Annotated in this window: 21 protein-coding genes and 1 other RNA gene; 6 read left to right on the top strand and 16 right to left on the bottom strand. The window is 36.8% G+C overall.

Going from position 1 to position 23,801, the window contains the following annotated elements; genetic code table 11:
• The first annotated feature begins 76 nt into the window (after window positions 1–76).
• Window positions 77–1,201, top strand: a complete 1,125-nt coding sequence (locus tag A5819_RS16945) for a site-specific integrase (protein ID WP_086281871.1) — start codon at window positions 77–79, stop codon at window positions 1,199–1,201.
• Between the two features lie 134 nt (window positions 1,202–1,335).
• Here A5819_RS16945 and rplS read toward each other — a convergent pair whose 3' ends face one another.
• The 5 genes from rplS to A5819_RS16920 form a co-directional block, all read right to left on the bottom strand.
• The gene (gene rplS / locus A5819_RS16940) at window positions 1,336–1,683 is read right to left on the bottom strand and encodes a 50S ribosomal protein L19 (protein ID WP_010772344.1); all 348 of its coding nucleotides are present in this window, start codon (window positions 1,681–1,683) and stop codon (window positions 1,336–1,338) included.
• Between the two features lie 135 nt (window positions 1,684–1,818).
• Complete coding sequence (locus A5819_RS16935; protein ID WP_086281872.1) at window positions 1,819–2,475, bottom strand: chloramphenicol acetyltransferase; 657 nt, start codon at window positions 2,473–2,475, stop codon at window positions 1,819–1,821.
• Window positions 2,476–2,503: 28 nt separating this feature from the next.
• Complete coding sequence (gene trmD, locus A5819_RS16930; RefSeq protein ID WP_086281873.1) at window positions 2,504–3,250, bottom strand: tRNA (guanosine(37)-N1)-methyltransferase TrmD; 747 nt, start codon at window positions 3,248–3,250, stop codon at window positions 2,504–2,506.
• Window positions 3,240–3,764: a ribosome maturation factor RimM gene (gene rimM, locus A5819_RS16925; protein ID WP_086281874.1), complete on the bottom strand. Its 525-nt coding sequence runs from the start codon at window positions 3,762–3,764 to the stop codon at window positions 3,240–3,242. The genes trmD and rimM overlap by 11 nt, the downstream gene beginning before the upstream one ends.
• Window positions 3,765–3,894: 130 nt before the next feature.
• Complete coding sequence (locus A5819_RS16920) at window positions 3,895–5,262, bottom strand: Nramp family divalent metal transporter (protein ID WP_086281875.1); 1,368 nt, start codon at window positions 5,260–5,262, stop codon at window positions 3,895–3,897.
• Window positions 5,263–5,550: 288 nt separating this feature from the next.
• Between A5819_RS16920 and A5819_RS16915 the strand changes: the two genes are divergently transcribed.
• Both A5819_RS16915 and A5819_RS16910 read left to right on the top strand, forming a co-directional pair.
• Entirely contained in the window at window positions 5,551–6,150 is a 600-nt protein-coding gene (locus A5819_RS16915) for a TVP38/TMEM64 family protein (protein WP_010761544.1), read from the top strand.
• 83 nt (window positions 6,151–6,233) lie between these two features.
• The gene (locus tag A5819_RS16910) at window positions 6,234–8,036 is read left to right on the top strand and encodes a glycerophosphoryl diester phosphodiesterase membrane domain-containing protein (protein ID WP_086281877.1); all 1,803 of its coding nucleotides are present in this window, start codon (window positions 6,234–6,236) and stop codon (window positions 8,034–8,036) included.
• 53 nt (window positions 8,037–8,089) lie between these two features.
• Here A5819_RS16910 and nth read toward each other — a convergent pair whose 3' ends face one another.
• The 7 genes from nth to A5819_RS16875 form a co-directional block, all read right to left on the bottom strand.
• Window positions 8,090–8,737 carry an endonuclease III gene (nth, locus tag A5819_RS16905; protein ID WP_086281878.1) on the bottom strand — a complete coding sequence of 216 codons (648 nt, stop codon included), beginning with the start codon at window positions 8,735–8,737 and terminating at the stop codon, window positions 8,090–8,092.
• Between the two features lie 11 nt (window positions 8,738–8,748).
• Entirely contained in the window at window positions 8,749–9,465 is a 717-nt protein-coding gene (locus A5819_RS16900) for a DnaD domain protein (RefSeq protein ID WP_086281879.1), read from the bottom strand.
• Window positions 9,466–9,494: 29 nt separating this feature from the next.
• Window positions 9,495–10,994 carry a carboxypeptidase M32 gene (locus A5819_RS16895; RefSeq protein ID WP_086281880.1) on the bottom strand — a complete coding sequence of 500 codons (1,500 nt, stop codon included), beginning with the start codon at window positions 10,992–10,994 and terminating at the stop codon, window positions 9,495–9,497.
• 10 nt (window positions 10,995–11,004) lie between these two features.
• Window positions 11,005–12,168, bottom strand: coding sequence for a class I SAM-dependent RNA methyltransferase (locus A5819_RS16890; RefSeq protein WP_086281881.1), 1,164 nt, complete (start codon window positions 12,166–12,168; stop codon window positions 11,005–11,007).
• Between the two features lie 115 nt (window positions 12,169–12,283).
• An RNA gene (gene rnpB / locus A5819_RS16885) (RNase P RNA component class B) lies at window positions 12,284–12,698 on the bottom strand.
• Between the two features lie 23 nt (window positions 12,699–12,721).
• A complete protein-coding gene (gene gpsB, locus A5819_RS16880) occupies window positions 12,722–13,156 on the bottom strand; it encodes a cell division regulator GpsB (RefSeq protein ID WP_086281882.1) in 435 nt (144 codons plus the stop codon).
• A gap of 94 nt (window positions 13,157–13,250) precedes the next feature.
• Window positions 13,251–13,793 carry a DUF1273 domain-containing protein gene (locus A5819_RS16875; protein WP_086281883.1) on the bottom strand — a complete coding sequence of 181 codons (543 nt, stop codon included), beginning with the start codon at window positions 13,791–13,793 and terminating at the stop codon, window positions 13,251–13,253.
• 61 nt (window positions 13,794–13,854) lie between these two features.
• On the opposite strand from A5819_RS16875, the gene recU reads away from it, so the two are divergent.
• Window positions 13,855–14,496: a Holliday junction resolvase RecU gene (gene recU / locus A5819_RS16870; protein WP_086281884.1), complete on the top strand. Its 642-nt coding sequence runs from the start codon at window positions 13,855–13,857 to the stop codon at window positions 14,494–14,496.
• Window positions 14,486–16,822, top strand: coding sequence for a PBP1A family penicillin-binding protein (locus A5819_RS16865; RefSeq protein WP_086281885.1), 2,337 nt, complete (start codon window positions 14,486–14,488; stop codon window positions 16,820–16,822). The genes recU and A5819_RS16865 overlap by 11 nt, the downstream gene beginning before the upstream one ends.
• Window positions 16,823–16,883: 61 nt before the next feature.
• Here the strand turns inward: A5819_RS16865 and A5819_RS16860 are convergent, their stop codons facing one another.
• The 4 genes from A5819_RS16860 to A5819_RS16845 form a co-directional block, all read right to left on the bottom strand.
• Window positions 16,884–18,485, bottom strand: coding sequence for a CTP synthase (locus A5819_RS16860; RefSeq protein WP_086281886.1), 1,602 nt, complete (start codon window positions 18,483–18,485; stop codon window positions 16,884–16,886).
• A gap of 243 nt (window positions 18,486–18,728) precedes the next feature.
• The gene (locus A5819_RS16855) at window positions 18,729–20,399 is read right to left on the bottom strand and encodes a peptide ABC transporter substrate-binding protein (protein WP_086281938.1); all 1,671 of its coding nucleotides are present in this window, start codon (window positions 20,397–20,399) and stop codon (window positions 18,729–18,731) included.
• Between the two features lie 32 nt (window positions 20,400–20,431).
• Window positions 20,432–21,802, bottom strand: coding sequence for a transglutaminase domain-containing protein (locus A5819_RS16850; protein WP_086281887.1), 1,371 nt, complete (start codon window positions 21,800–21,802; stop codon window positions 20,432–20,434).
• 16 nt (window positions 21,803–21,818) lie between these two features.
• A complete protein-coding gene (locus tag A5819_RS16845) occupies window positions 21,819–22,883 on the bottom strand; it encodes a dipeptide epimerase (RefSeq protein WP_086281888.1) in 1,065 nt (354 codons plus the stop codon).
• 304 nt (window positions 22,884–23,187) lie between these two features.
• On the opposite strand from A5819_RS16845, the gene A5819_RS16840 reads away from it, so the two are divergent.
• Window positions 23,188–23,754 (top strand): helix-turn-helix domain-containing protein, encoded by a 567-nt coding sequence (locus A5819_RS16840; RefSeq protein WP_086281889.1) that lies wholly within the window; start codon window positions 23,188–23,190, stop codon window positions 23,752–23,754.
• The last annotated feature ends 47 nt before the right edge of the window (window positions 23,755–23,801 follow it).

Raw genomic sequence — 23,801 nt, 5'->3', positions numbered from 1 at the left:
AGGGTTTCCAGAAATAAACAAATTTTAAATAGCTATCGAACTTTTCTTTTATATAAATATTAATGGAGTGATTCAAATGTGGATTGAAGAATTGACAAATGGAAAATTTAAATATGTTGAACGATATGAAGACCCTCTTACAGGAAAGTCAAAACGTGTATCAGTTTTGAAATCTAACAAGACAAGACAAACTCAAAAAGAAGCTATGTATATTTTAAACAACAAAATCACTGATAAGTTAAATCAAAAAGAGTTTGTTGCAAAGGAAATAACTTTTTTTGACTTATATGAAGAATGGTACACACAGTATAAACAACAAGTAGCTGAAGGTACCTACCTCCCCACAAAAAATATGTTAAAAGCAGTAATTAAGGATATCGGCAATGAAACGCTGGTATCCCGAATTGACCATCGACTAGTAAATGATATCTTAGATTCCTACCTGTACAATAAAAATCTATCAAATAAGTATGTAAGCATAATAAAAACAAAAATAAACTTGATCATGAAATATGCTATCAGAAAAGAGTACATTTTTGATAATCCAATTGACAAAGTTGAAATCAATTTTAAAAAAGAATTTAAAACAGCCAAAATTAAAGATAAGTATTTAGAAGATGCAGAATATAAATCGCTAATTGAATTTACAATGAATCATAATGAGCGGTATGGATTATTATTCCAATGGCTGTATCTAACTGGAATGCGTCCAGGCGAAGCGATAGGACTGTTGAAATCTGATATAAATATTGAGAATGCAACGGCTAGTATTAACGGTACACTTCTTTATCGAGAACGTAGCATCAAAGATATGGTAAAATCGGATAAAACAAAAACTGCTGCTGGTATGAGGAAGATTGATCTATCTTCTAAAACAATGCAAATATATCACAAGCTTATCAATTTGAATCCTAAAGGTGATTTTCTATTCCAAACAAGTAATAATACTCCGATAGTTACGACTGCGATTAATACCTATCTTAGACAACACAAAACCGAAATGGGTATTGATGAAAATAAACCTTTAAGCTCCCATATTTTTAGGCATACTCACATATCAAAACTTGCTGAAATCGGTACTCCAGTATATGTAATTCAAGATAGAGTTGGACACGAGGATAGTAAAATTACACAACAAATCTATTTACACGTTACAGAAGGAATGAGAGAAAAGTTACAAAGCGACCTTGAACTTTTATAAAAGCTTGCCCCTTTTCTGCCCCTTTTTATTACTTTTTTGATAAATATTCAACTTGGTACAAATGAATAAATAATAAGTCAAAATAAAAAACCCCTTGATTACCAAGAGGTTCAGTGTTAATTAATAACAATTTTTTAACGACGGATTTCTTTAATACGAGCTGCTTTACCATGTAATGCACGTAAGTAATAAAGTTTCGCACGACGAACTTTACCATAACGAACTACTTCGATTTGAGCAACACGTGGTGTGTGTAATGGGAATGTACGTTCCACACCAACACCATTAGAAATTTTACGTACTGTATAAGTTTCGCTGATACCAGTGCCGCGGCGTCCGATAACAACTCCTTCAAATAATTGGATACGTTCGCGAGTTCCTTCGACTACTTTCGCATGAACGCGAACAGTGTCTCCAGGACGAAATGCAGGGATATCCGTACGTAATTGTTCTTGTGTTAATTCTTGAATTAATGGATTCATTCTTTTTTCTCCTCATTCCAAACATTCTTATGGCTACTGCCACAGCGGAATATCGTAATAGTTGAGCGCTTTGCACTCACTAAAATAGTTTAACATAGCTCTTGTAGGCTGTAAAGGAATTTTTCTTGCCATCTATTAAATAGTAGGGTGGGTTTCTAAACTGTCTAAATAGGTTTGCAGCTGATTGATCAGCTTACCTAAATGAAGGCCATCGACAAGCCGATGATTTACCTGAACTGAATAAGGCAATAAAATCCGATCATCTTGCTTTACAAATTTTCCCCATGTTACTTTGGGAATCCCATCGTTTCGATCCAAGCTCAGCTCATTCCCTAAATTAGTAAAAGAAAACCAAGGCAAGCAGGAAAATTGAATCATTGTATCTGACTGGTAATCTGTATTTGGAAAATAAGCTTTTTGGGTATGGCTTACCCGCTTCGCCTCATCAGAAAATTGTTTCAAATCACCTTCAAAATCAAGCGTCACAATATGAAATAACTCACTATCTGTTTTTAAATCAGTAAAGCTGGGAATCAAACACTCGATTAGAACTACATCTGCTCCACGTATCTTGTAACGAAAATTTTCAATACCATTCATCACTTTAGTTGTAGCATAAATCAAGGCATAATAAAAGGACAACTGGTTCTCTTTTACGTAATGATAAAAATGAGTCACATCGATTTGTGTCGTAATATCGTATAGAGGTGAACCCTCATCCCTCGAGAAAAAATCAAAATGTTCTTTTCGATCCCAATTTGTTTGATCAATTACTTTAGCAGATATCACCATCAATGTTCCTCCTTTTTAAAAGATAAACTTAGTTACCTTCCTTTTTTTCGTTACGTAGCTCTTCCAACCACTTTTCTTGTTGTTCAGTTAATACTACTTTTTCAAGCATGTCTGGGCGACGCTCTAAGGTTCTTCTCAATGATTCTTTTTGTTGCCACTCATCGATTAATTTATGGTTACCATTCGTTAAAACTGTTGGTACACTCATTCCATTAAATTCAGCAGGGCGGGTATACTGTGGATGCTCTAGTAAACCTGTTGAATGAGAATCCGTTTGAGCAGACAGTTTATTGCCTAAAACATCTGGCAGTAAGCGTACCGTCGCGTCAATCATCACCATTGCACCTAATTCTCCACCAGTTAATACATAATCCCCTAATGAAACTTCATCTGTCACAAGCGAACGAATCCGTTCATCGTATCCTTCATAATGACCGCAGATAAACACCAAATGCTCTTCTTCCGAAAACTCTTCCGCCATTTTTTGGTCAAACTGCTTACCAGCTGGATCAAGCAAAATAACTCTTTTTTTTGTTTCTGGTGCGGCTTCTTCAATTCTGCGCAAGTTATCATAAATTGGCTGAACCTTTAGCAACATACCTGCTCCGCCGCCATAAGGATAATCATCTACGGACTGGTGTTTATTATCAGCATGATCCCTAAAGTTTGAGATATTGATTTCCAATAGATTTTTCTCTACGGCTTTTCCGATGATCGATTCACCTAGTGGTCCTTCGAACATTCTAGGAAATAACGTTAACACATCAATCTTCATCGTCAATCAAACCTTCTGGAATTTCTACATGAACCACATTATTCTCTAAATCGATTGACTTAACAACTGATTCAATATAAGGAATCAAGGCATCTTTTTTCTTTGGTCGCTGAACGACCCAAACATCGTTTGCTCCTGGTGAAAGGATTTCTTTGATTTTACCCAATTCTTTATCATGCTCATCAACAACAGTTAACCCAATGATTTGATGATAGTAAAATTCATTTTCTGGTAGGTCAGTTAATTTTTCTTTTGATACTTTCAAAATACCATCACGATATTTTTCAACATCGTTAATAGAAGAATGATTTTCAAACGTCACGATGTCAAAATTTTTATGCTTCCGATGAGATTGGATCGTTAATTCGATCGGCGCCTTTTTCTCTTGAAATAACGTCAAGACTGTTCCTTTTTTATAACGTAACTCCGGAAAATCTGTTTGAGAAATCACACGAACTTCCCCTTTTAAGCCTTGGGTATTGACGATTTTCCCAACATTTAAATATTCAGTCACTTAAAGCCCTCATTTCAAAATTTTAGTCTTTTTCATTTTACCATTTCTATAGCTTGAATTCTATCAACTTCTATTATATCTTACGCAAAAAGAAAGCAATTCACAGATGAATTACTTTCTTTTCATTTTTTTAAGCATTCACACCAGTTAATGTTCCGTAAATCAAAAACAAATTCAAAGCGGTCAAAACGATTGCAATGATCCAGGCCAACACTTTGACCCAGGTTGGATTGGCGAACCTGCCCATAATCTTTTTATCACTAGTGTACAAGGTCAATGGAATGATCGATACTGGTAAGGCAATACTTAAAAATACTTGTGTATATAACAATAAGTCTTCCACTGCTGACTCGCTGCCACCGTAAATAATTACACAGACGATAACCGGCACGATTGCAATCAAACGAGTCACAACGCGACGCATCCATAGAGGCATTCTTAAATGGATAAAACCTTCCATCACGATTTGTCCGGAAAGTGTTCCTGTAATTGTAGAATTTTGACCAGAAGCAAGCAACGCAATCGCAAATAAAATACTTAATACAGGACTGGCGATGTTTCCAACGATATCTGGATTCTTCAATGCATCAAATAAATCGACAAATTTTCCTAAATCACTATTGGTTCCATAAAATAATGCTCCACCCAAAATCAGCAATAAACAGTTTACAATAAATGCGATCGTCAATTGAATATTTGAATCCCAAATCGTAAACCGAATGGCTTTTGCTTTTTCTTTATCATCATTGCGATCGAATTTTCTAGCTTGAGCAATAGATGAATGTAAGTATAAGTTATGCGGCATTACAGTCGCCCCTACAATCCCTAGCGCTAAAAACAACATTGATTTATCAGTGGCAATTCTTATATCCGGAATAAATCCTCGCATTACCTCACCAATATTGGGATCAGCAAGTGCTACTTCATAAGCAAAAACAAAAAAGATAACAGCAATTAAACAAGCAACGATCGCTTCAATTTTTCTAAAGCCCATTTTTGTTAAAAGGAGTAATAATAACACATCAAAAGTTGTAATCAAAACCCCGATCAATAATGGAAACCCAAACAGTAACTGTAAGGCAACTGCTCCACCAATTACTTCGGCAATATCTGTTGCCATGATCGCAAGTTCTGTAATGATCCACAAAACAAAACCTGTTTTCTTACTAGTATGTTCTCTTGTTGCTTGTGCTAAATCTCGACCTGTCACGATTCCTAATTTAGCCGCCATCCCTTGAAGTAGCATAGCAATCAAGCTTGATAACAAAATGACACTTAATAGTGCATACTTATATTCCGCACCACCTGCAATCGATGTGATCCAATTGCCGGGATCCATATAACCAACGGCAACTAAGGCTCCTGGTCCACTATAAGCTAATAATGTCCGCCAAAAGCTGGCATTTTTCGGTACCTCAACAGTATTATTGATTTCTTCCAAGCTTGGACCATTTGCATAATCCAATAAATGTTCTTTCTCTTTGTTCTCTTCTACCATAATTATCCTTCTTCCATCTATAAAACATCAGGTTTATATAATTTAATTTTTAGGTGCACCATAACTCTTAAATTAATTATAGACCTCTCATTCTTGCTTGTAAATAGAAAACGCTCAGTTATTTTTTCTTTTAGGGCTAAAGTAGGATGTTTTTAGCTGTTGTTCTTTGTATAATGTTCCTATCAAGTTGTTTCTTACAACTTTGTTCGTCTAAAATAATAAATAACAATGGTAAAATAATAAGAAGACTTTTATACTAGAGGTAGTTACTTTAAGGAGATGATAAACATGAGCATCGCGCTTTCAAGAAAAATTATTAATTGCATTTCAATCGTAGGAATTATTGCAACGATTGCTGTGACGATTTACTTTATACGATTAGGTGTGTTTAAAGACGTCGACGCATTGAGAGGATTAGTTGGTGACTCGGTGATCTTAGGTCCGATCTTGTTCATGTTGATTCAGATCATTCAAGTGGTGATTCCAATTATACCAGGTGGTATTAGTTGTGCCGCTGGTGTATTGATTTTTGGTCCATTTGCTGGATTTATCTATAATTACGTAGGAATCGCAATTGGGTCTGTCATTATTTTCTTATTGGGACGACAATACGGCAAACCTTTTATTTTAAGTTTAGTCAGTGATAAAACCTATAATAAATATATCGGTTGGCTGGATAACGAAAAACGTTTTGAAAGACTTTTCGCACTGGCGATTTTCCTCCCTATCGCACCAGATGATGCCCTTTGCTTAATGGCTGGTTTAACTAAAATGTCATTGAAGAAATTCACTTTGATCATTATTTTAGCAAAACCTGTTTCAATTTTCTTATACAGCTTGGCATTGATTTATGGTGGTACATTCTTAAACGGTTTACTAGGCTTTTAGAGCATTAAAATATATAATAGAAACTAGTAGGATCGGATGCATTTGTATCCTATCCTCTTTTATTTTGTAAGGGTGGATAAATAATGAAATATTTAAAAAATAGTTTTAAAAATATGCTAGACTTTTTTGCTGGTACATCCGCATATTTCCGCGATGTTTTGTTGATGCATGGCTTTATGATCTTTATACTGCTCCCTCTTTTGGCTAGTTCGACCCGATTTATTTTAAAGCAAGGAAAAATAGACTATCTATCTTATGATACGATTCCAATTATTTTTTCAAAACATCCTGGGGTTCTCGTCGCATTGCTGCTCGTCTTATTGATGATCGTAGTAGCTGTCTTTTTTGAATTTACGTTTTTACTTTTAAGTATTTTCTTTATCAAGAAAAAAGAACCGATTTCTTTAACAAATTTACTTAAAGGAACATTGCTTCAACTTAAAAAGATTCGATTTAGCACCCTTTTATTTTTCCTATTTTATTTTTTCTTAGTTCTACCACTAAGCGGTTTAGGCTTTAATTCAGATCTATTGGCAAAAATCAAAATTCCAGCCTTTATAATGGACTTCATCTTTGCTAACCGCGTAACGATCATTGCCTTAGTCGTTTTAGGTTACTTGATCTTCTTTTATCTTTCGATTCGTTTGATTTTTGCACTGCCAGAAATGATTTTACGTGATGTTCCGTTTCGACAAGCGGTCAGAGAAAGTTGGCGCTCAACGAAACATCATTTCTTTAGAATTTTAGGTCAGTTTATTGTGATTGGCGGCAGTATTATTATTGTATTTGTACTTAGTTATACACTGATCCTAACTGTGCAAGCCATCATCGAAACTGCTTTGCCAAGTTACGCTTTAGTTAGCGCCGTTGTTGCGATGACTCTTTTACAAATTATTTTACTCCTTAATATTATCTTTACAACTGTTGGAATATTTTATATCACGATCGATTATATGGATGACGAGGGGTTTCTACCAGAATTACCACAATGGTTTTTCGATCAACCAAAACAAGTAAGAAAAGAATGGTCGTTTTTTAAAATTGGCCTATTTGCTTTCACCGCTGCTTTATTTGGAATTGGTGTTGGAACATACAATACGAATTACTTGAGCAACCCTTCAGTCACTGAACCTTTGACAATCTCACATCGAGGTGTAGATGCAGCCAATGGTGTTCAAAATACCTTGCCGGCCCTTGAAAAAACGAGCTTAGAAAAACCAACTTATGTTGAGATGGATATCCAAGAAACCAAAGATAAACAGTTTGTTGTCATGCATGATTTCAACTTAAAAAAACTAACAGGCGTCGACAAAAGACCAAATCAATTAACCTTGAACGAATTGACTAAACTAACGGCAAAAGAAAATGGGATGGAAGCAGCTGTTTGTTCCTTTGATGATTATCTTGAAAAAGCAAAAGAATTAAACCAAAAACTGTTGATTGAAATCAAAACAACACCGCAAGATAGTTCCGATCTAGTTAAACGCTTTACGCAAAAATATCGCAAAACTATTTTATCAGAAAAACATATCCTGCATACGTTGACCTTTAATACTGCAACAGAACTGAAGGAACAAGAACCAGATTTCTACGTGGGCTATATTCTTCCCTTCAATATTGTAGGCCCGCCAATCTCAAATGTTGATTTCTTTACGATGGAATATACCACTTTAAACCGCAATTTTATTAATGCAGCTCATAATGATGGAAAGAGCGTTTATGCTTGGACGGTCAATGACGAAGATACGATGACTCGGATGATGTTTTATGGTGTAGATGGTATTGTCACAGATGAATTAAAGCTACTCAATGAAACAATCAAAACGGATTTAGATGAGCTTACCTACTCAGATAAACTCTTCCACTTTGTAATTGGGATTGGCTAAAATAAAAGAGTACCGTGAAAACATAACAATGTTTACGGTACTCTTTTATTTTTTTATTTCGCGCTCATCCGTGTCTTGCCTTCTTGGCACATATAAAGAAGTGGGCAAATATCACATTTTGGATTTCGTGCCAGACAATGATAACGACCGAAAAAAATCATCGTATGATGGGTTTTGACCCATAGTTCCTTCGGTATTTTTCGCATCAATGTTTGTTCAACTTCCATGACATTAGCGTCTAATTTGCAGATACGTAAACGTTTTGATACTCGCTCAACATGTGTATCAACTGCGATAGCAGGTTCACCAAAAGCATCCCCCATTACCACATTAGCCGTCTTACGCCCAACACCAGGCAAGGTAACAAGCTCTTCACGAGTTTCAGGTACTTTCCCGTCAAATTGGTCCAATAATTGAGCAGCACACGCCTTGATATTTTTTGCTTTATTACGATACAACCCAATCGTCTTGATTTTTTGAATAATGTCCTCTACTGGAGCTTGCGCTAACGCAACAGGTGTTGGGTAAGCTGCAAATAACGCAGGTGTTGCCTTATTTACAGATACATCAGTTGCTTGAGCACTTAAAATAACTGCAATCAATAGCTGAAATGGACTTTTATGTGTTAGTTCACAGGCTGCGTCTGGAAACATGTCATACATAATTTCAATAGCTTCCATTGTTTTTTCTTTGGACAGCATTTACCTACCTCCTACTCACTATCTTCTGGATTAAGCCAATTGTGGAGAGTAACTTTCGGAATTGGCTCATTTGCAGCGCCTTGTTGCTCGATTTCTTTTTGAATCAGCGCCTGTTTTCTACGCTTTTGATCTTCAGCGACTTGCTCTTTTGTTGTAATATTTTTACGTTCCCAAGCAAGTAAAATACGATCGATATACTTTAAGCTGTATGCTTGATTCAATACAGCCTCTCTTAGTGCTAATCGAATCAGTTCAGGTTGGTAATGATCTGTTTCTAGCCATTGACCAATCATTTCAAGTTCGATTGGCGATAACTGGCGGCCAAATTCTTTTTCAAACCCTTGATATAATTGTTTGATGGTTTCTTCTGAGGAACGTTCTTGCTGTTTTACCATTTGCTTTTGTTTTAACAATGAAATTTTCTCAAAAATTGGCAGCAAATCATACGTATCCATCATTTGCCCTTGCTCATTTTGCTTTGTTTGAATAATTAAAAAACCACGTGAAACGAGCTGATTTAATAGCTTATAAATAACATCGATCGGCTTTCCCATGATTCGACTGATCTCAGCTAGATCTGGAAATAAATCGCCTTTTGCTTGAGAATGAAACAATTGTAGCCAAAATAGAAACTCTTCATCAGCCAAGCCAATCTTTTGGTAATTCTCAATCACTAAGTTGGAGACAGTCGTTTCGCCGGCTTTTAGATATTCATTGATTGATAACATAACTGCTCCCTCATTTCTGTTCCTTTGAATCATTCTGTAATTTTATAAACGTTGTAATAAATTGATTTCATATAGTCGATCAAATATTGCGGATTAAGTGCTTCACCTGTTGCATCCATTATCAGTTGATTAGGTTTTCTTGATGCACCATATTGATGGATATGCTCTGTTAACCAGTTCTTGATCACTGAATAATCATCACTAGCTAAAATAGTATCTACATCGATCTCTTGTCCCATAGCATGACGAAGTTGCGCTGCATACATATAACCTAAAGCATACGAAGGGAAATAGCCAAAGCTACCGCCAGACCAATGAACATCCTGGACAATGCCTTCTAAGTCGTTTTCTGGGCGAATCCCAAGGTATTCCTCATACTTATCATTCCAAATTTGTGGTAAATCAGCCACAGAAACATCCTCATTAAAAATCATCTTTTCAATTTCATAACGAATAATAATATGCAGAGGATAGGTTAGACTATCTGCCTCGATTCGAACCAAACTCGCTTTCGTCTCTTTCAACGAATCGTAGAAAGTCTCGAAATCAATATCATCAAAGGTACCTTCTGTGCACTCTTTGAAAAATGGAAATTGTTTTTGCCAAAATTGCTTATTACTCCCAATAATAATCTCATTAAATAACGATTGAGACTCATGGATTCCCATAGAAGCTCCTGTAGCTAGCGGTGTGTAATCATACTTCGAGTCAATGCTTTGTTCATAAATACCATGACCAGCTTCATGAATCACACCAAAAGTTGCCATTGTAAAGTCAGTTTCATCCCAACGTGTCGTAATTCGTGCATCTTTGCGATTTAACGCCAACATAAACGGATGTACCGTATCATCCAAGCGTCCACGTGAAAAATCATAGCCCAACTGCTCTGCAACACCTGATACAAATCTTCTTTGTTGCGCTTTCGTTACTTGTCTAGATAAGAAATCAGTACGTGGAACAGTTCCTTTTTCAGCAACGGTAGCTCTAATTTCCAAGATTCCAGCTTTTACTTGAGCAAAAATTTGATCTAATTTTTCAACAGTCAAACCTGGCTCATATTGATTTAGTAAAACATCATAGTTTGTGGCTTCATCTTTTTTCCAATAAGGGATAAATTCCTTTAGGAAATCAATGATTGTTTGAATTTCATTTTTCATTTCAGCAAAATCTTTTGCTTTCCGCGCTTTTAGCCAAGCGGCATGAGCATTAGTCAAAGCGGTGTTATACGCTTGCATCCGTTCTGCGGGAATACTATGATTCAGTTCATAATCTTCTTTGACTTTATTGTACACAGCTAAGCCGACTTCTGATAATTCTTCAGAATGGTCCTCAAAATAAGCTAATGCTTCTTGGACTTTTGGTCCCACACTACGCTCAAAGGCCATTCCGGAAATATAGCCAACAGTTTCTCCACGGAAATCACTACTTGCTTCTGGCATTCCAGTTTGGCTATCCCATTCTAATAAACCGATCGCTTCAGTTAATAATTGGATCTCTTTGATTTCATTTAAAAATTCTTGTTCTTTCATATCCGTTCACCTACTCTTCTCTTGGTTTTCTTGGAGGTCTTTCACCCCAATATTGGAATAAATCAGTCCGTAAAGCACCGTTATACAATTTTCTCTTCTTGGTTGCTCTTGCTCCGTAATATTGTTCAAAGGTTAAATCACTCGTCAAAATATATTTACTCCATGTTTTAAGCGGACGGAAAACTTCTCCCATCTCTTTATATAGTTTCCGAACAGATTCTTCTTCCCCTAAACGTTCACCATAAGGCGGATTGGCAACCATTACGCCGTACTCTTTTTCTGTTGTAAAATCATGTAAGGCTAGTTGCTTGAAGGTAATGGAATCGCCTAACCCAATTTCTTCAGCATTGGCTTTTGCAATTTCAATCATTTTTCCATTGATATCTGACCCCATAATATCTAATTCGATGTCATAATCAGCTTGTTCATCTGCTTCTTTCCGAACCTTTTCAAAAATTGCTGCATCAAACCAATCCCACGTTTCGCAAACAAACTCACGATTAAACCCAGGTGCAATGTTATGACCGATCAAAGCGGCTTCAATACAAATCGTGCCCGATCCACAAACTGGATCAAAGAATGGACGGTCTTTACGCCAGTTTGTCAGCATCACTAAAGCCGCAGCCATGTTCTCTTTCAAAGGAGCTCCACCCTTTTCAATTCGGTAGCCTCGTTTAAATAAACTAGGACCTGTTGTATCGATAGTAACTGTCACATGATCTTTCAAAAGAGCTACCTCTAGTTGGAAAAATGCGCCCGTTTCTGCTAAAGGCACAGTTGCTGGACGATGATAAACTTCTCTTAAACGATTTACGATTGCTTTTTTAGTAATCGATTGGCAGTCAGGTGTACTATATAATTTAGATTTGATTGATTTACCAGCCACAGGAAATTCAGCATCCATTGGCAAATAATCTTCCCAAGGTAAAGCTTTGACTTTTTCAAATAACTCATCAAAACTAAACGCATCGAATTCACCAACAATAATCTTGATTCGATCCGCCGTACGTAACCATAAGTTAGCTGTAGCAATCGTTTCCATTGTCCCTTCAAATAGGGCTTTTCCATTTTCGACTTCACAAGGAATCCCTAAATCACGAAGTTCTTTTCCTACTAATGCTTCTAAACCACTCGCTGCAGTTGCAACAAGCTTGAATGTTTTTTCTTTTGTCATCATATCTCCCCTTGTTCTTATTTAAGAACGACTTGATTATCTATCTGAAATGATTTCTTACTTTAAAAAAAGCCTTCACAACAGAGTTGGAAGGTCATCCTGAATAATTGTAATTTTCTGTAAGCCATGTTCTGTATCGAATGCCTCTCAGGGAAAGACATACGACGGTCATCATCTATCTGCAGAAATAATTCTGCCTCTTCTACTCGTTCATTTCCTTTAGAAGAGCGCCCCTACCATTGTTTGGGTTGCTCGCTCGAGGGGTTTACCGCGTTCCACCAATTTCGTTTCCAAAATTGCTTCGTCACTGTGGCACTTTCAAGGGTACTTTGACATAGCCGAAACCTTAGTCATTTTTCCTGCCGTTACTCTAAATAGTACAATCAGCTTGTTCGAAAACTTACCCATCTTACTATATCAAGTACCTTAGCTTATGATTTCGCTAAGCACGAACACTACAGACATCTCAGTCTGTGCGAGCATGGACTTTCCTCAGCCTGAATAAATTCAAACCGCGATCACCCGAAAATTACAAAAAAGTTGTTAAGAAAAATTAAAATTGACGTGTTTCAGAGTTATCAATTTCACGTTCATATGAGTTATGATGCAAATTACTTTCATATGGATTAGAATGGCTCATTCCTGAAATCGGATTTGAAGCAGGAGTATCATCTAATTTTTTGCCAAATACTTCACGCTCTAAATTAGATAAACGTTTTAGAATATCAAAGTTTGTGACAGCAGCACTTTTCGGCATTTCTTGTGCATTACGTGTCGGCATCGCTTGTTGTACTTTAGATGCTTGATCAAGTTTAGCTAGTAAGCGATTATTTTCTTCTTGCAAGGTTAAAAGCTCTTTGTTGTACGCTTCATAATCTTTGATCACGTTATCTAAAAATTCATCAACTTCAACTGGATCATAACCGCGCATTTTTGTTTTAAATTCTTTTTGTAAAATATCTTTTGGACTGTATACTAAATTTGCCATACTTACACCTCATTAGTTTTCTTTGATTAGGATAAAAGTTCATAGTTCAACAGCATTATTGTATCGGAAAATCGTCAGAAAATCAAACAGATTCTTACGATTCCATCGAGTTTTGTAAATCATCCATTGTTATTAGGCGGATTTCATAGGGAAATTTCTCAGAAAAAAGTTCTGCATCCTTTAAAAAATACTCTGTCTTACCAGGATATTCCTTATCATAAACAAGCAAGCTAGCGCCGGAATGTTCTAATAAAAACCGTGTATGCATTTTTAATTGCGCTGGAGATTTATAAGGCTGATGACTGACAGAATCCACAAAATCTGCTAAAAGTTCAATTTTTACTAAATTTGCCTGATTTTTTTCATTCCAGTTACTCCCAAATTCTTTAAATGGATAAATCAGTCCTAATTTTAATTCTGGGTAATCATTTTTCAATTCTGCCACAACTTCTGCTGCCCAAATCTCCGTACCAAGGTTGCCAGAAACCAAAACCCACTCTAATCCAGTGTCCAAATAGCCTATAATTTCTTTTTTTAATACATTTTTAATAACTATAATTTTAGGGTCATTGTCTTGAAAAGCCCCGATTTCAAAGCTTTTATAACCAGTCACATAAAGTGTTTTTACGTTTTCCATAGACATTCCTTTTCTTTCATAAAGATTTTTTGTTATAATGTTGGCTAGGAGTGTGATAGAAATGGCTTTTCATTATCCTAATGGTACTCACTATAATAATCATGAAGCACCACAATCAAAAAAACAAGTAAAAAAACGCAAATCAATTCAATTTGGTAAACGAGGGATGGATTTCGAAGAAGAAATCAATAAAAGTAATGCTTTTTATTTATCGCGCAATACTGCGGTCATTCATAAAAAGCCTACTCCCGTTCAAATTGTCAAAGTTGATTATCCAAGCCGCAGTGCTGCCGTAATCAAGGAAGCTTACTTTAGACAAGCCTCCACTACCGATTATAATGGTGTCTATGATGGATATTATCTGGATTTTGAAGCGAAGGAAACGAAGAATAAAACTTCTTTCCCTTTAAAAAACTTTCACCAACACCAGATCGATCATATCCAGCAATGTTTGGCGCAAAAAGGAATTTGCTTTGTTCTAATGTGGTTTTCTTCATTGAATAGATGTTTCTTTTTTAGCGGGGAAGATTTAGTAACCTATTGGTCAGAACAAGAAAGTACTGGAAAAAAATCGTTGCCTTTATCTATTATTGAAAAAAATGGGATAGAAATCCAAATTGGCATTGCACCTCAAGTACCATACTTGGATGCAGTCCGGCAACATATTCAATCAAACAAAGGAGTTGCGATTAATGACAACTGATGAAATAGGCTCACGTGCAGCCAGGCACGGACATCCTTCTGGAACGAACAATACTGAAAATACACCACCTACTAATGGTGGTAAAAAACCTAAGAAGAAACGAATTCTCTTAAAACTATTTCTAGGATTGGTTTTACTTGGTGTCTTAGGTCTGATAGCGGGGATAGGCCTTTTCTGGTCATATGCAAAAGACGCCCCTAAATTAGAGGATGATAAGCTAAGCGCCACTGTGTCTTCAAAACTCTATGATGCAAATAATGAAGTTTTTGAAGAATTGGGTGCGGAAAAACGTGAGATGATCAAACCAACTGATGTTCCACAATTGTTGAAAGACGCAGTTGTATCGGTCGAAGATAAGCGTTTCTACAAGCATAGCGGTGTTGATCCGATTCGAATTCTTGGCTCTGCTTTTTCAAATTTTAAAACAGGCGGTTTACAAGGTGGTAGTACGCTGACACAGCAATTGATCAAACTTTCTTACTTCTCTACAAAAGAGAAGGATCAAAACCTTAAACGAAAAGCTCAAGAAGCTTGGCTTGCGATTGAATTAGAAAAAGAAAAATCAAAAGAAGAAATTTTAACGTATTACATCAACAAGGTTTACATGGCCAACGGCTTATATGGTATGGAGACAGCTGCGCAATCCTATTTTGGAAAACCTTTAGCTGAACTTAATCTTCCACAAACTGCTTTGCTTGCCGGTATGCCGCAAGCGCCAAATGACTATGATCCATATGTAAAACCAGACGTTGCGAAAGAACGTCGTGATGTCGTTTTATATACTATGAAAGAAAACGATAAAATCACGCAAAAAGAATACGATGATGCAAAAGCAACACCGATCGACGATGGTCTGCAACCGTTGAAACAATCCAATGAAAACCGAAAAATCGTTGATAACTATATTAGAGAAGTCATTGCTGAAGTTGAAAGTATGGGCAAAAATGTTTATACAGATGGTTTAGATATCCATACGAATCTCGACATGAATGCACAAAAGCGTCTTTATGAGATTATCAATAGTGACACATATGTAGAGTATCCTGATCAAGATTTCCAAGTCGCTTCGACCGTGATTGATGTAAAAACCGGACAAGTCAAAGCTCAAATCGGAGGTCGGAATATTCCAGATGATGTTCAGTTAGGGACTAATCTAGCGATTGAAACTGACCGTGATGTCGGTTCAACAATGAAACCAATCGCCGATTATGGGCCTGCTATTGAAAACTTGAACTATTCAACTGGCCGAATCATGATGGATCAACCGACTACCTATGAAGGAACCAATATTCCTGTTACAAATGCTGATATGCAATATTACGGTGCTCTTACAATGCGTAAAGCAATCATGTATTCTCGTAATACAACAGCGATTCGAACATTTGATGCTGTTGGTAGTGACAAATCAGCGGCCTTCTTAAAAGATTTAGGGATCGAGTTTAAAGAGATAGTTGCCGCTAATGCGATTTCTAGTAATACCAGTGATTTAGGCGGTAATAAATATGGTGTTTCTTCCTTAAAATTAGCCGCTGCCTACGCTGCTTTTGCAAATATGGGTGTCTACAACAAACCGCATTACGTCAACAAAGTCGTCTATCAAGATGGCTCTGAAGATGTCATTGAGACAGAAAGCAAACGTGCGATGAAAGATTCCACGGCTTACATGATGACAGACATGCTGAAAGATGTTATTTCTGGCGGTACAGCCTTCAATGCAGGCGTACCTGGATTGATCCAAGCCGGAAAAACTGGAACCGCTAATTATACGGATGCAGACCTTGCCAACATTGGTGCCTCTGAATCATCCAGCATTGCGCCTGACAGCACGTTTGTTGGTTATACGCCTCATTATGCAGTTTCTGTCTGGACAGGCTACAAACAGCGTTTAACGCCTATTCCTTATGAATACTGGGGCACTGCTTCTGATGTTTACAGAGAAATGATGACTTATCTATCAGAAGGTGTTGCTAATGATGATTGGACTATGCCAGATACCGTGATTCGCTCTGGTAGTGAACTCTATGTTAAAGGTGCTTATGAAGAGCAACTATTGCCTTCAAGTACGACAGGTTCTGATACGTCTTCCTCTTGGAAAACGCCTATCAGTTCTGAACCTGCAACTACAAGCAGTTCTACTGTTCCATCACAAACAGAACCGCCAGCATCTCAATCTAGTGAACCGCCAGCTTCATCTACACCACCAACAGAACCACCAGCATCAAGTACGCCAAGTGAAGAGCCGGCCAGCAGTGAACCACCACAATCATCCTCAGCACCACCCGTTATACAAAATAATTCATTCAGGCGACGATCATCTCCTGGTTGATAATTAAATGAAAAAGAGCTTGGGACATAACTTAAAAAGTTATGTCCCAAGCTCTTTTTGTTTATTGGTTGTTTAATGCAGCCTCAACAAATCCTTTGATTAAATGTTGTGGTCTATTCGGTCTAGATATCAATTCTGGATGGAATTGACATGCTACAAAGAATTTTTTCTCTGGTAATTCGACGATTTCAACTAAACGATTGTCTGGTGAAACGCCCGAGAAAACTAAGCCTTTTTCTTCAAATAATTGACGGTATTTGTTATTGAACTCATAACGATGACGATGACGTTCTTGAACCACTTCTTGCCCTTCATAAGCAGCGGCTGTTACACTTCCTTTTTTAAGTTTACATGGGTATAACCCTAAACGTAACGTTCCGCCTAGATTTTCAACATTTTCTTGGTCAGCCATCAAATCAATAATATTGTTAAGAACATCTGGATTGTTTTCTGCTGAACCAGCATCTTCTAGTTTGACAACATTACGGGCAAATTCGACACAAGCCATTTGCATCCCTAAACAAATTCCTAAGAACGGCACATCGTTTTCACGAGCAAAACGGATTGCTTCGATCTTCCCTTCTACTCCTCGATCCCCAAATCCGCCTGGAACTAAGATCCCATCAGCCTCTTTCAAAACATCCGCAACATTTGCTTCTGTTAATTCTTGTGAATCGATCCAGTCGATCGCAATGTCAGAATCAAATGCAAAACCGGCATGTTTCAACGCTTCAACAACTGAAAGATACGCATCTGGAAGTTCTACATATTTCCCAACTAAGGCAATTCTAGTTGTTTTCTTCAAGCCTAATACTTTTGCTTCTAAAGCACGCCACTCTGTCATATCTGCAACGGGTACATCTAGTTTCAAGTGATCACAGACAATCTGATCCATATTTTGAGCTTGTAAGGCCAAAGGAATTGAATAAAGCGTTTCTACATCGCGTGACTCAATTACAGCTTCTGGTGCTACATCACAAAATTGCGCTAATTTATTTTTCGTTCCTTGTGAAACTGGTAATTCTGTACGAATGACTAAAATATTTGGTTGAATCCCTAAACTACGTAGTTCTTTTACACTGTGTTGTGTGGGTTTAGTTTTCATTTCACCAGCAGCTTTTAGATAAGGAATCAATGTTGTATGGATATACATGACATTGTCACTGCCTACTTCTGCCTTCATTTGGCGCAGTGCTTCTAAGAATGGTAAAGATTCAATGTCACCGACTGTTCCGCCCACTTCAGTAATAATGATATCTGCATCGGTCATGCTTGCGGCTCTCATGATTTTTTCCTTGATTTCATTTGTGATATGTGGAATAACTTGAACAGTAGCACCCAAATATTCACCTTTACGTTCTTTTCTCAGCACTTCTGAATAAATTTTCCCTGTTGTCACGTTTGAATATTTATTTAGATTGATATCAATAAATCGTTCATAGTGACCTAAATCCAAGTCTGTTTCGGCACCATCATCTGTGACAAAAACTTCTCCATGTTGGTAAGGACTCATTGTTCCTGGATCCACATTGATATACGGATCAAATTTTTGAATCGTTACTTTCAAGCCGCGATTTTTTAATAAACGTCCTAAAGATGCTGCAACAATTCCCTTCCCAATCGAAGAAACTACGCCGCCTGTAACAAAGATATATTTTGTCATAATATAAAAAACCCTTTCTCAAAATAGATTTGTAGAGATGAGTAAACAATATCCCTTTGTTTTTTATTAGCCATAAAAAACAAAAGCTCCCTATTCAAAATGAATAGGGAGCTGGAATTCGTTGTAAACTTCTGACCTTCTTAAAGGTGCCCAAGTAGTATAATACAAGCAAATTTGTTTGAGGTCAAGTGTTTCTATTGGAAGATTTTTATTTTTTTAGTCAAGTTTTAGAGCTCGTCTCATTTATTCTTTGATGTAAGCATTTTTGTATGTGCTCGTTGCCCCAAAATTATGATACTCAATTCCTTCAACACCTGGACGAACAAGCTGCCCTCTGGCTTGTTGATATAAAGGAATCAAGGCAACGTCTTCTTCGATCAACACTTTTTCAGCCGCAATCAACGCTTCCCAACGTTTTTCAGGTTCATTAGCGTATTTATTTGATGCGTCATCAATCAATTGATCATATTTTTCACTACGATAGCTTGTTTTATTTTTCGTGCTGACTGAGCTTTCTAAGAAGGTCATTGGATCTTGATAATCTGGCCCCCACATGCTGACAGATAGCTCATAGTCCCCTTTTTTCATAAGTTCGATGGAATTGTTAAGAGGAACTGTTTTAACATTGATTTTTAGACCAGGTAACGTTTTTTCTAATTGTCCTTGAATAAATTCTGCTACTTTTTTATCACCATCACCATCTTTAGAAAGTAATTCGATGGTTACATCACCATTTAATTCTTTTTTCGCTTTTTCTAGGTATTCATTGGCTAATTTTTCGTCTGTTTTTACTAAATCGCCGGCTTCTTTTCGGAAATCTTCTCCTGTTTCAGGATTAGCAACAAAGTCTTTAGGAATGTATCCATAAATGTCTTTTGAACCATCTGCTAAGATATTTTCCACTAAGCTTTTCTTGTCAAGGGCATAGGCGACTGCTTTTCGGACATTTTCATTTGCGAAAATCGATGGTTTATCATTTCTCTTTTGGTTCATTCTTAATGAATAGACTTTTGAACGTTGAATTGCTTCATAATCAGGATTGTCTTTATTTTGTTTGGCAAAGTCTCCTGTCAAAATCGCTACATCCAATTCACCAGATTCATAAAGGTTGAAAACTGTGTTTGTTTCTTTTAAAACCTCAAAATGAATTTTTTCTGATTTTACTTTATCTGCATCATAATATTCTGGATTCGCAACTAAATCCCATGACATTGACGCTTGGTCCCAATTTTCCATTAAGAATGGCCCGTTTGAGACGATATTCTCGCTGGAAGTCCCATATTCTTTGCCTTTTTCAGTCACAAATTTTTCATTTTGTGGGAAGAAAGGTGAAAATGCTAGTAATGAGGTGAAATACGTGACAGGTTTTGCCATTTTGATTTCTAGTGTATAGTCATCTATTGCTTTTACCCCTAGTTCATCTGCTGATTTTTCTTCGTTTACGATCTCTGTCCCGTTTAGAATCGTCCCATCCATCAAGAAGAAGTAATTGGCTTGATTTTTAGGATCCGCCATCTTCTTCCATGCAAACACAAAATCGTTCGCTGTTACTTTATCACCATTTGACCATTTTGCATCTTCTCTTAACTTGATTTTATAGGTTTTACCATCCTCAGAAATTTCCGGCATTTCTTTGGCAACAGCTGGAATCACATTGTCTTTTTCATCTAATTGATATAATCCTTCAAAAACATTTGACTGAGCATTGACACTTGGCTCATCTTGCGTAAAAATCGTATCCATTGATCCTACTTCCGATGCTTCCATCAAATTTAGGACTTTCGCTGATTTATGCCCTGTTGCAACTTTATTCTCTGTACTATCTGCTGATTTATTACTTGAATTTCCCCCACAAGCTGATAGCAGTAATAGTGTTGTCAACAACGTGACCCCTTGTTTTAACCCTTTTTTCATACGTTCCACCATTTCCTTCTCTTTTTTATTTATTACACAAGTTCTTCCATTGAAACAAGTTCTTGTTTCACCTCTAAGTAGGCGTAAGGAAGACCTTGGTTTTGATATTCAAATTCTCCCCGCTGATTATCAATTGGATCTGCTCGTAAAAACTGTTTTGGTGGATTAAAATCCATTTGAATCTCACTATTGGCTGGCATTCTAAAGATATCCAGATTACCAAAGTAATAATTCCAACGATCTAAATCGCCGTTTCTACGCGCGCCGCCACCAAATGATAGATCAGCAAAAACCCAACCATATGGTGCCACATAAAATTGCGTCCAATCGTGACAACCTGTATAGTATTGTGACACATATAGCCCTGACTGCCATTTTGCCGGGATTTTAGCCATTCGACATAACGTAATGAACAAAATGGCTTGAACGCCGCAATCCCCTTTTAAATTGACTGCAGCATACTCTGAGATATTCTCGATCGTAAAATATTCCCGCATAAAAGAGTAATTGACTTTGGTTGTAATAAAATTATAGATTTTGCGAGCTTTTTTAATTGGGTTTGTTTCACCTGCTAAAATTTCAGCTAACAGTTGCTCCAGATAGGGTGTAAATCGAATATGAGGCAATTGTTCATTTAGTTCAAATTCCGGCTGCACCTCAGTAGCTTTTTCTGGATCTAATTCGACATAATCAACTTGGCTGATATAACTGTATTCAACTGAAAAAATTTGACCTTCTTCAAGAATCGTCTCAAAATAGACTGTTCGCTGTGCTTCATGTTCTGGTGCAATAAAAGTTGCTTCAGGTGTCGTTTTCAAGATTTGAATGTCTGACGTTTGTTTACATTCTTTTGGTAACGGTAGATAAACTTTCACCTTTTCACCTGGACGTTCGTATTCTTTTTTTACCTGAATGCTAGTTTTTAAATGGATTTTGACTTTTCTGCTGCCTTTTGTTTTCATCCACTGAACATTTTCTGTCAGCTCTTGCTTGCGTAAACGATCAACTTCGTTATCTTCTTTAACAATCAATCTCGCTTCATAATCAGCCTGTGTCTTGATTAAATTCATTAAAAAGCGACGCTGAAAATGGACTTTTCCATTGATATAGAGCCAATCTACTTTTCCAGTTTCTTTTAAATGAGTCAGTTCTTGCTCGTCGTATTCCTGAAACGTTTCTTTCATCATGTTGGTTGCTTCTGTAAAGTCAAATGGATATTCATCAATGCCAACAATACGGATGATGTCTTGTTCAATCTCCAAGCGTTTTCTAAGCGACTCAGGTAATTCACTCGTTAATAGATAGGCTATCAACTTTCCTGCACCATCAAAATCACCATAATTTTTCAATTTAATGACATCTTCTGGTAACGGTACACTCATATATTTTAGATCATAATACATTTGACACTCACCTTTCTTATTTGCTCAAACCTAAGCCAGCTTTGTTTGATAATGAAATCAAACTAGTCGCTTCCAAGCCAACGCCTCCGGGAATTGCCACTTCATTCAACCCGAACGTTGCATCTAAATCAGCTCTGGTAATATTTTTAGTTGCAGCAGCTAAATGAGCGGCCGCTGTCACTCCGATATTCGTTTCTTCTACCATACATCCAATCATACACTCAATGCCTGCCGCTTCACAAACGCTATTGATTTTCAATGCTTCATGGATTCCTCCGCATTTCATTAGCTTGATATTCACAAAATCGACTGCACGTGCTTTGATCAAACGCAAGGCGTCTTTAGAATTAAAACAGCTTTCATCTGACATGATCGGCGTCATCACGTGATTTGTAACAAACGTCAACCCTTCGATATCATGATAAGCGACCGGTTGTTCAACTAACTCAATATCAAATTGCGCTAAATGATTGATTGTATTTACAGCTTCTTTAGGGTTCCAACCTTGATTGGCATCTAATCGTAGTTTGATTTGACTGCCAACTACTTCCCTGATAGTTTTGATTCTGGCAATATCGGATACAAACCCTGTCCCAACTTTTATTTTTAACGTATCAAATCCCTGTGAAATAGCTAATTTTGCTTTTTCAGCCATTATTTCAGGTGTATCGATCCCAATCGTCATATCTGTTTGAACAGAAGAAGCAAAACCGCCTAGAAGTTTATACACTGGAAGGTTAGCCTTTTTCCCAAACAAATCATAACATGCAATATCGATCGCTGTTTTGGCTGAGGGAGCTTGTGCCGCAACAGAATTCATAATGCTGTGAACTTTCTCCAAATCTAATGGATCCACACCTAGCAATTGTCTTTCAAATAATTGAATACATTCAGTTGTCCCCTTCAAGGTCTCACCCGTGATCAGAATCCCAGGAGAGCCTTCACCGTAACCGATAGTGCCTTCGTCTGTTTCAATTTCAACAATTGCACTCATCGAGTGTTCGATCGTTCCCAATGAAATGGTGATTGGCTCTTTTAGTTTTACAGCTTTGGGTGCTACATTAATTTTTGTTATTTTCAATTTATTTCCCCCAATAGTATTTCTTTTAATTTTTTACTCATTTTCAGTGCATCTTCTACTCTTTTCATTTTGAAATTAAATCATGCTAAAAGAACTAATAACCTCGCTTTTTTTAATTTTGAATTAAATTTGATTATTAAATTTGAATTATTGGTTACAATTTTAAGTTTAGTATATGAAAATGTCAACATAATAATGAGATTATGATGTGTTTTTATTCATTAAAATTCAAGTGCTTGTAATTTTGTAACGAATTCGAGATAATATGAATGAAAAAAGGAATTTAGACAAAGGACGGCTGTAGATGGAATTTAGAAAAATTAAGAGTTTAAGAAAAGAAAAAAAGATTACTTTAACAGAACTTGGTGAGAAAACAGGTTATTCTGCAAGCTTCTTATCGCAAATCGAACGTGGCACTAATCGCCCCTCTCTAGAAGCTTTACGAAAAATTGCCGATGCACTTGATGTCACGGTAGCTTCTCTTTTAGCAAATGAAGCTCCTCAAGTTATCCAAGACGAAGAAACATCAGCTCATGGCTATAAAGTTATTCGCAACTCTTCAGGTACGATTTACAACCCTTGGCAAACAAATTCTACTTATTATGATACCTTGTTTAATTTACCCGTACATACGAACAACATGGTGATTTCAAAAATTTATATTGATGCACAGTCCTCTTCTAGCGGAAGAAAAATTGCTCATAATCTTTGTGAAATCAATTACGTGATCAAAGGTGAAGCAACGATCGAACTTCAAGATGAAGCGCTTATCTTACACGAAGGAGACGCAATATTTTTAGAAGCGTTCACTCAACATAACATTATAAATGCTACTGAAAACGAGTTGATGCTCTTTACTTTGCAATTTTAATTCTGGCTCTCTTTTCACTGAGTAATTCGTGTGCTAATCGCATTTAA

Origin of the sequence: Enterococcus sp. 7E2_DIV0204, assembly GCF_002140855.1 — a bacterium.
Taxonomy (GTDB): domain Bacteria; phylum Bacillota; class Bacilli; order Lactobacillales; family Enterococcaceae; genus Enterococcus_L; species Enterococcus_L lemimoniae.
Note: the sequence above shows the minus strand (reverse complement) of the source record. Positions and strands in the feature narration are given on the sequence as shown.

Coding starts and splice junctions, on each gene's coding strand:
- A5819_RS16945 (WP_086281871.1), top strand. CDS start 77: ATGTGGATTGAAGAATTGACAAATGGAAAATTTAAATATGTTGAACGA.
- rplS (WP_010772344.1), bottom strand. CDS start 1,683: ATGAATCCATTAATTCAAGAATTAACACAAGAACAATTACGTACGGAT.
- A5819_RS16935 (WP_086281872.1), bottom strand. CDS start 2,475: ATGGTGATATCTGCTAAAGTAATTGATCAAACAAATTGGGATCGAAAA.
- trmD (WP_086281873.1), bottom strand. CDS start 3,250: ATGAAGATTGATGTGTTAACGTTATTTCCTAGAATGTTCGAAGGACCA.
- A5819_RS16920 (WP_086281875.1), bottom strand. CDS start 5,262: ATGGTAGAAGAGAACAAAGAGAAAGAACATTTATTGGATTATGCAAAT.
- A5819_RS16915 (WP_010761544.1), top strand. CDS start 5,551: ATGAGCATCGCGCTTTCAAGAAAAATTATTAATTGCATTTCAATCGTA.
- A5819_RS16910 (WP_086281877.1), top strand. CDS start 6,234: ATGAAATATTTAAAAAATAGTTTTAAAAATATGCTAGACTTTTTTGCT.
- nth (WP_086281878.1), bottom strand. CDS start 8,737: ATGCTGTCCAAAGAAAAAACAATGGAAGCTATTGAAATTATGTATGAC.
- A5819_RS16900 (WP_086281879.1), bottom strand. CDS start 9,465: ATGTTATCAATCAATGAATATCTAAAAGCCGGCGAAACGACTGTCTCC.
- A5819_RS16895 (WP_086281880.1), bottom strand. CDS start 10,994: ATGAAAGAACAAGAATTTTTAAATGAAATCAAAGAGATCCAATTATTA.
- A5819_RS16890 (WP_086281881.1), bottom strand. CDS start 12,168: ATGACAAAAGAAAAAACATTCAAGCTTGTTGCAACTGCAGCGAGTGGT.
- gpsB (WP_086281882.1), bottom strand. CDS start 13,156: ATGGCAAATTTAGTATACAGTCCAAAAGATATTTTACAAAAAGAATTT.
- A5819_RS16875 (WP_086281883.1), bottom strand. CDS start 13,793: ATGGAAAACGTAAAAACACTTTATGTGACTGGTTATAAAAGCTTTGAA.
- recU (WP_086281884.1), top strand. CDS start 13,855: ATGGCTTTTCATTATCCTAATGGTACTCACTATAATAATCATGAAGCA.
- A5819_RS16865 (WP_086281885.1), top strand. CDS start 14,486: ATGACAACTGATGAAATAGGCTCACGTGCAGCCAGGCACGGACATCCT.
- A5819_RS16860 (WP_086281886.1), bottom strand. CDS start 18,485: ATGACAAAATATATCTTTGTTACAGGCGGCGTAGTTTCTTCGATTGGG.
- A5819_RS16855 (WP_086281938.1), bottom strand. CDS start 20,399: ATGAAAAAAGGGTTAAAACAAGGGGTCACGTTGTTGACAACACTATTA.
- A5819_RS16850 (WP_086281887.1), bottom strand. CDS start 21,802: ATGTATTATGATCTAAAATATATGAGTGTACCGTTACCAGAAGATGTC.
- A5819_RS16840 (WP_086281889.1), top strand. CDS start 23,188: ATGGAATTTAGAAAAATTAAGAGTTTAAGAAAAGAAAAAAAGATTACT.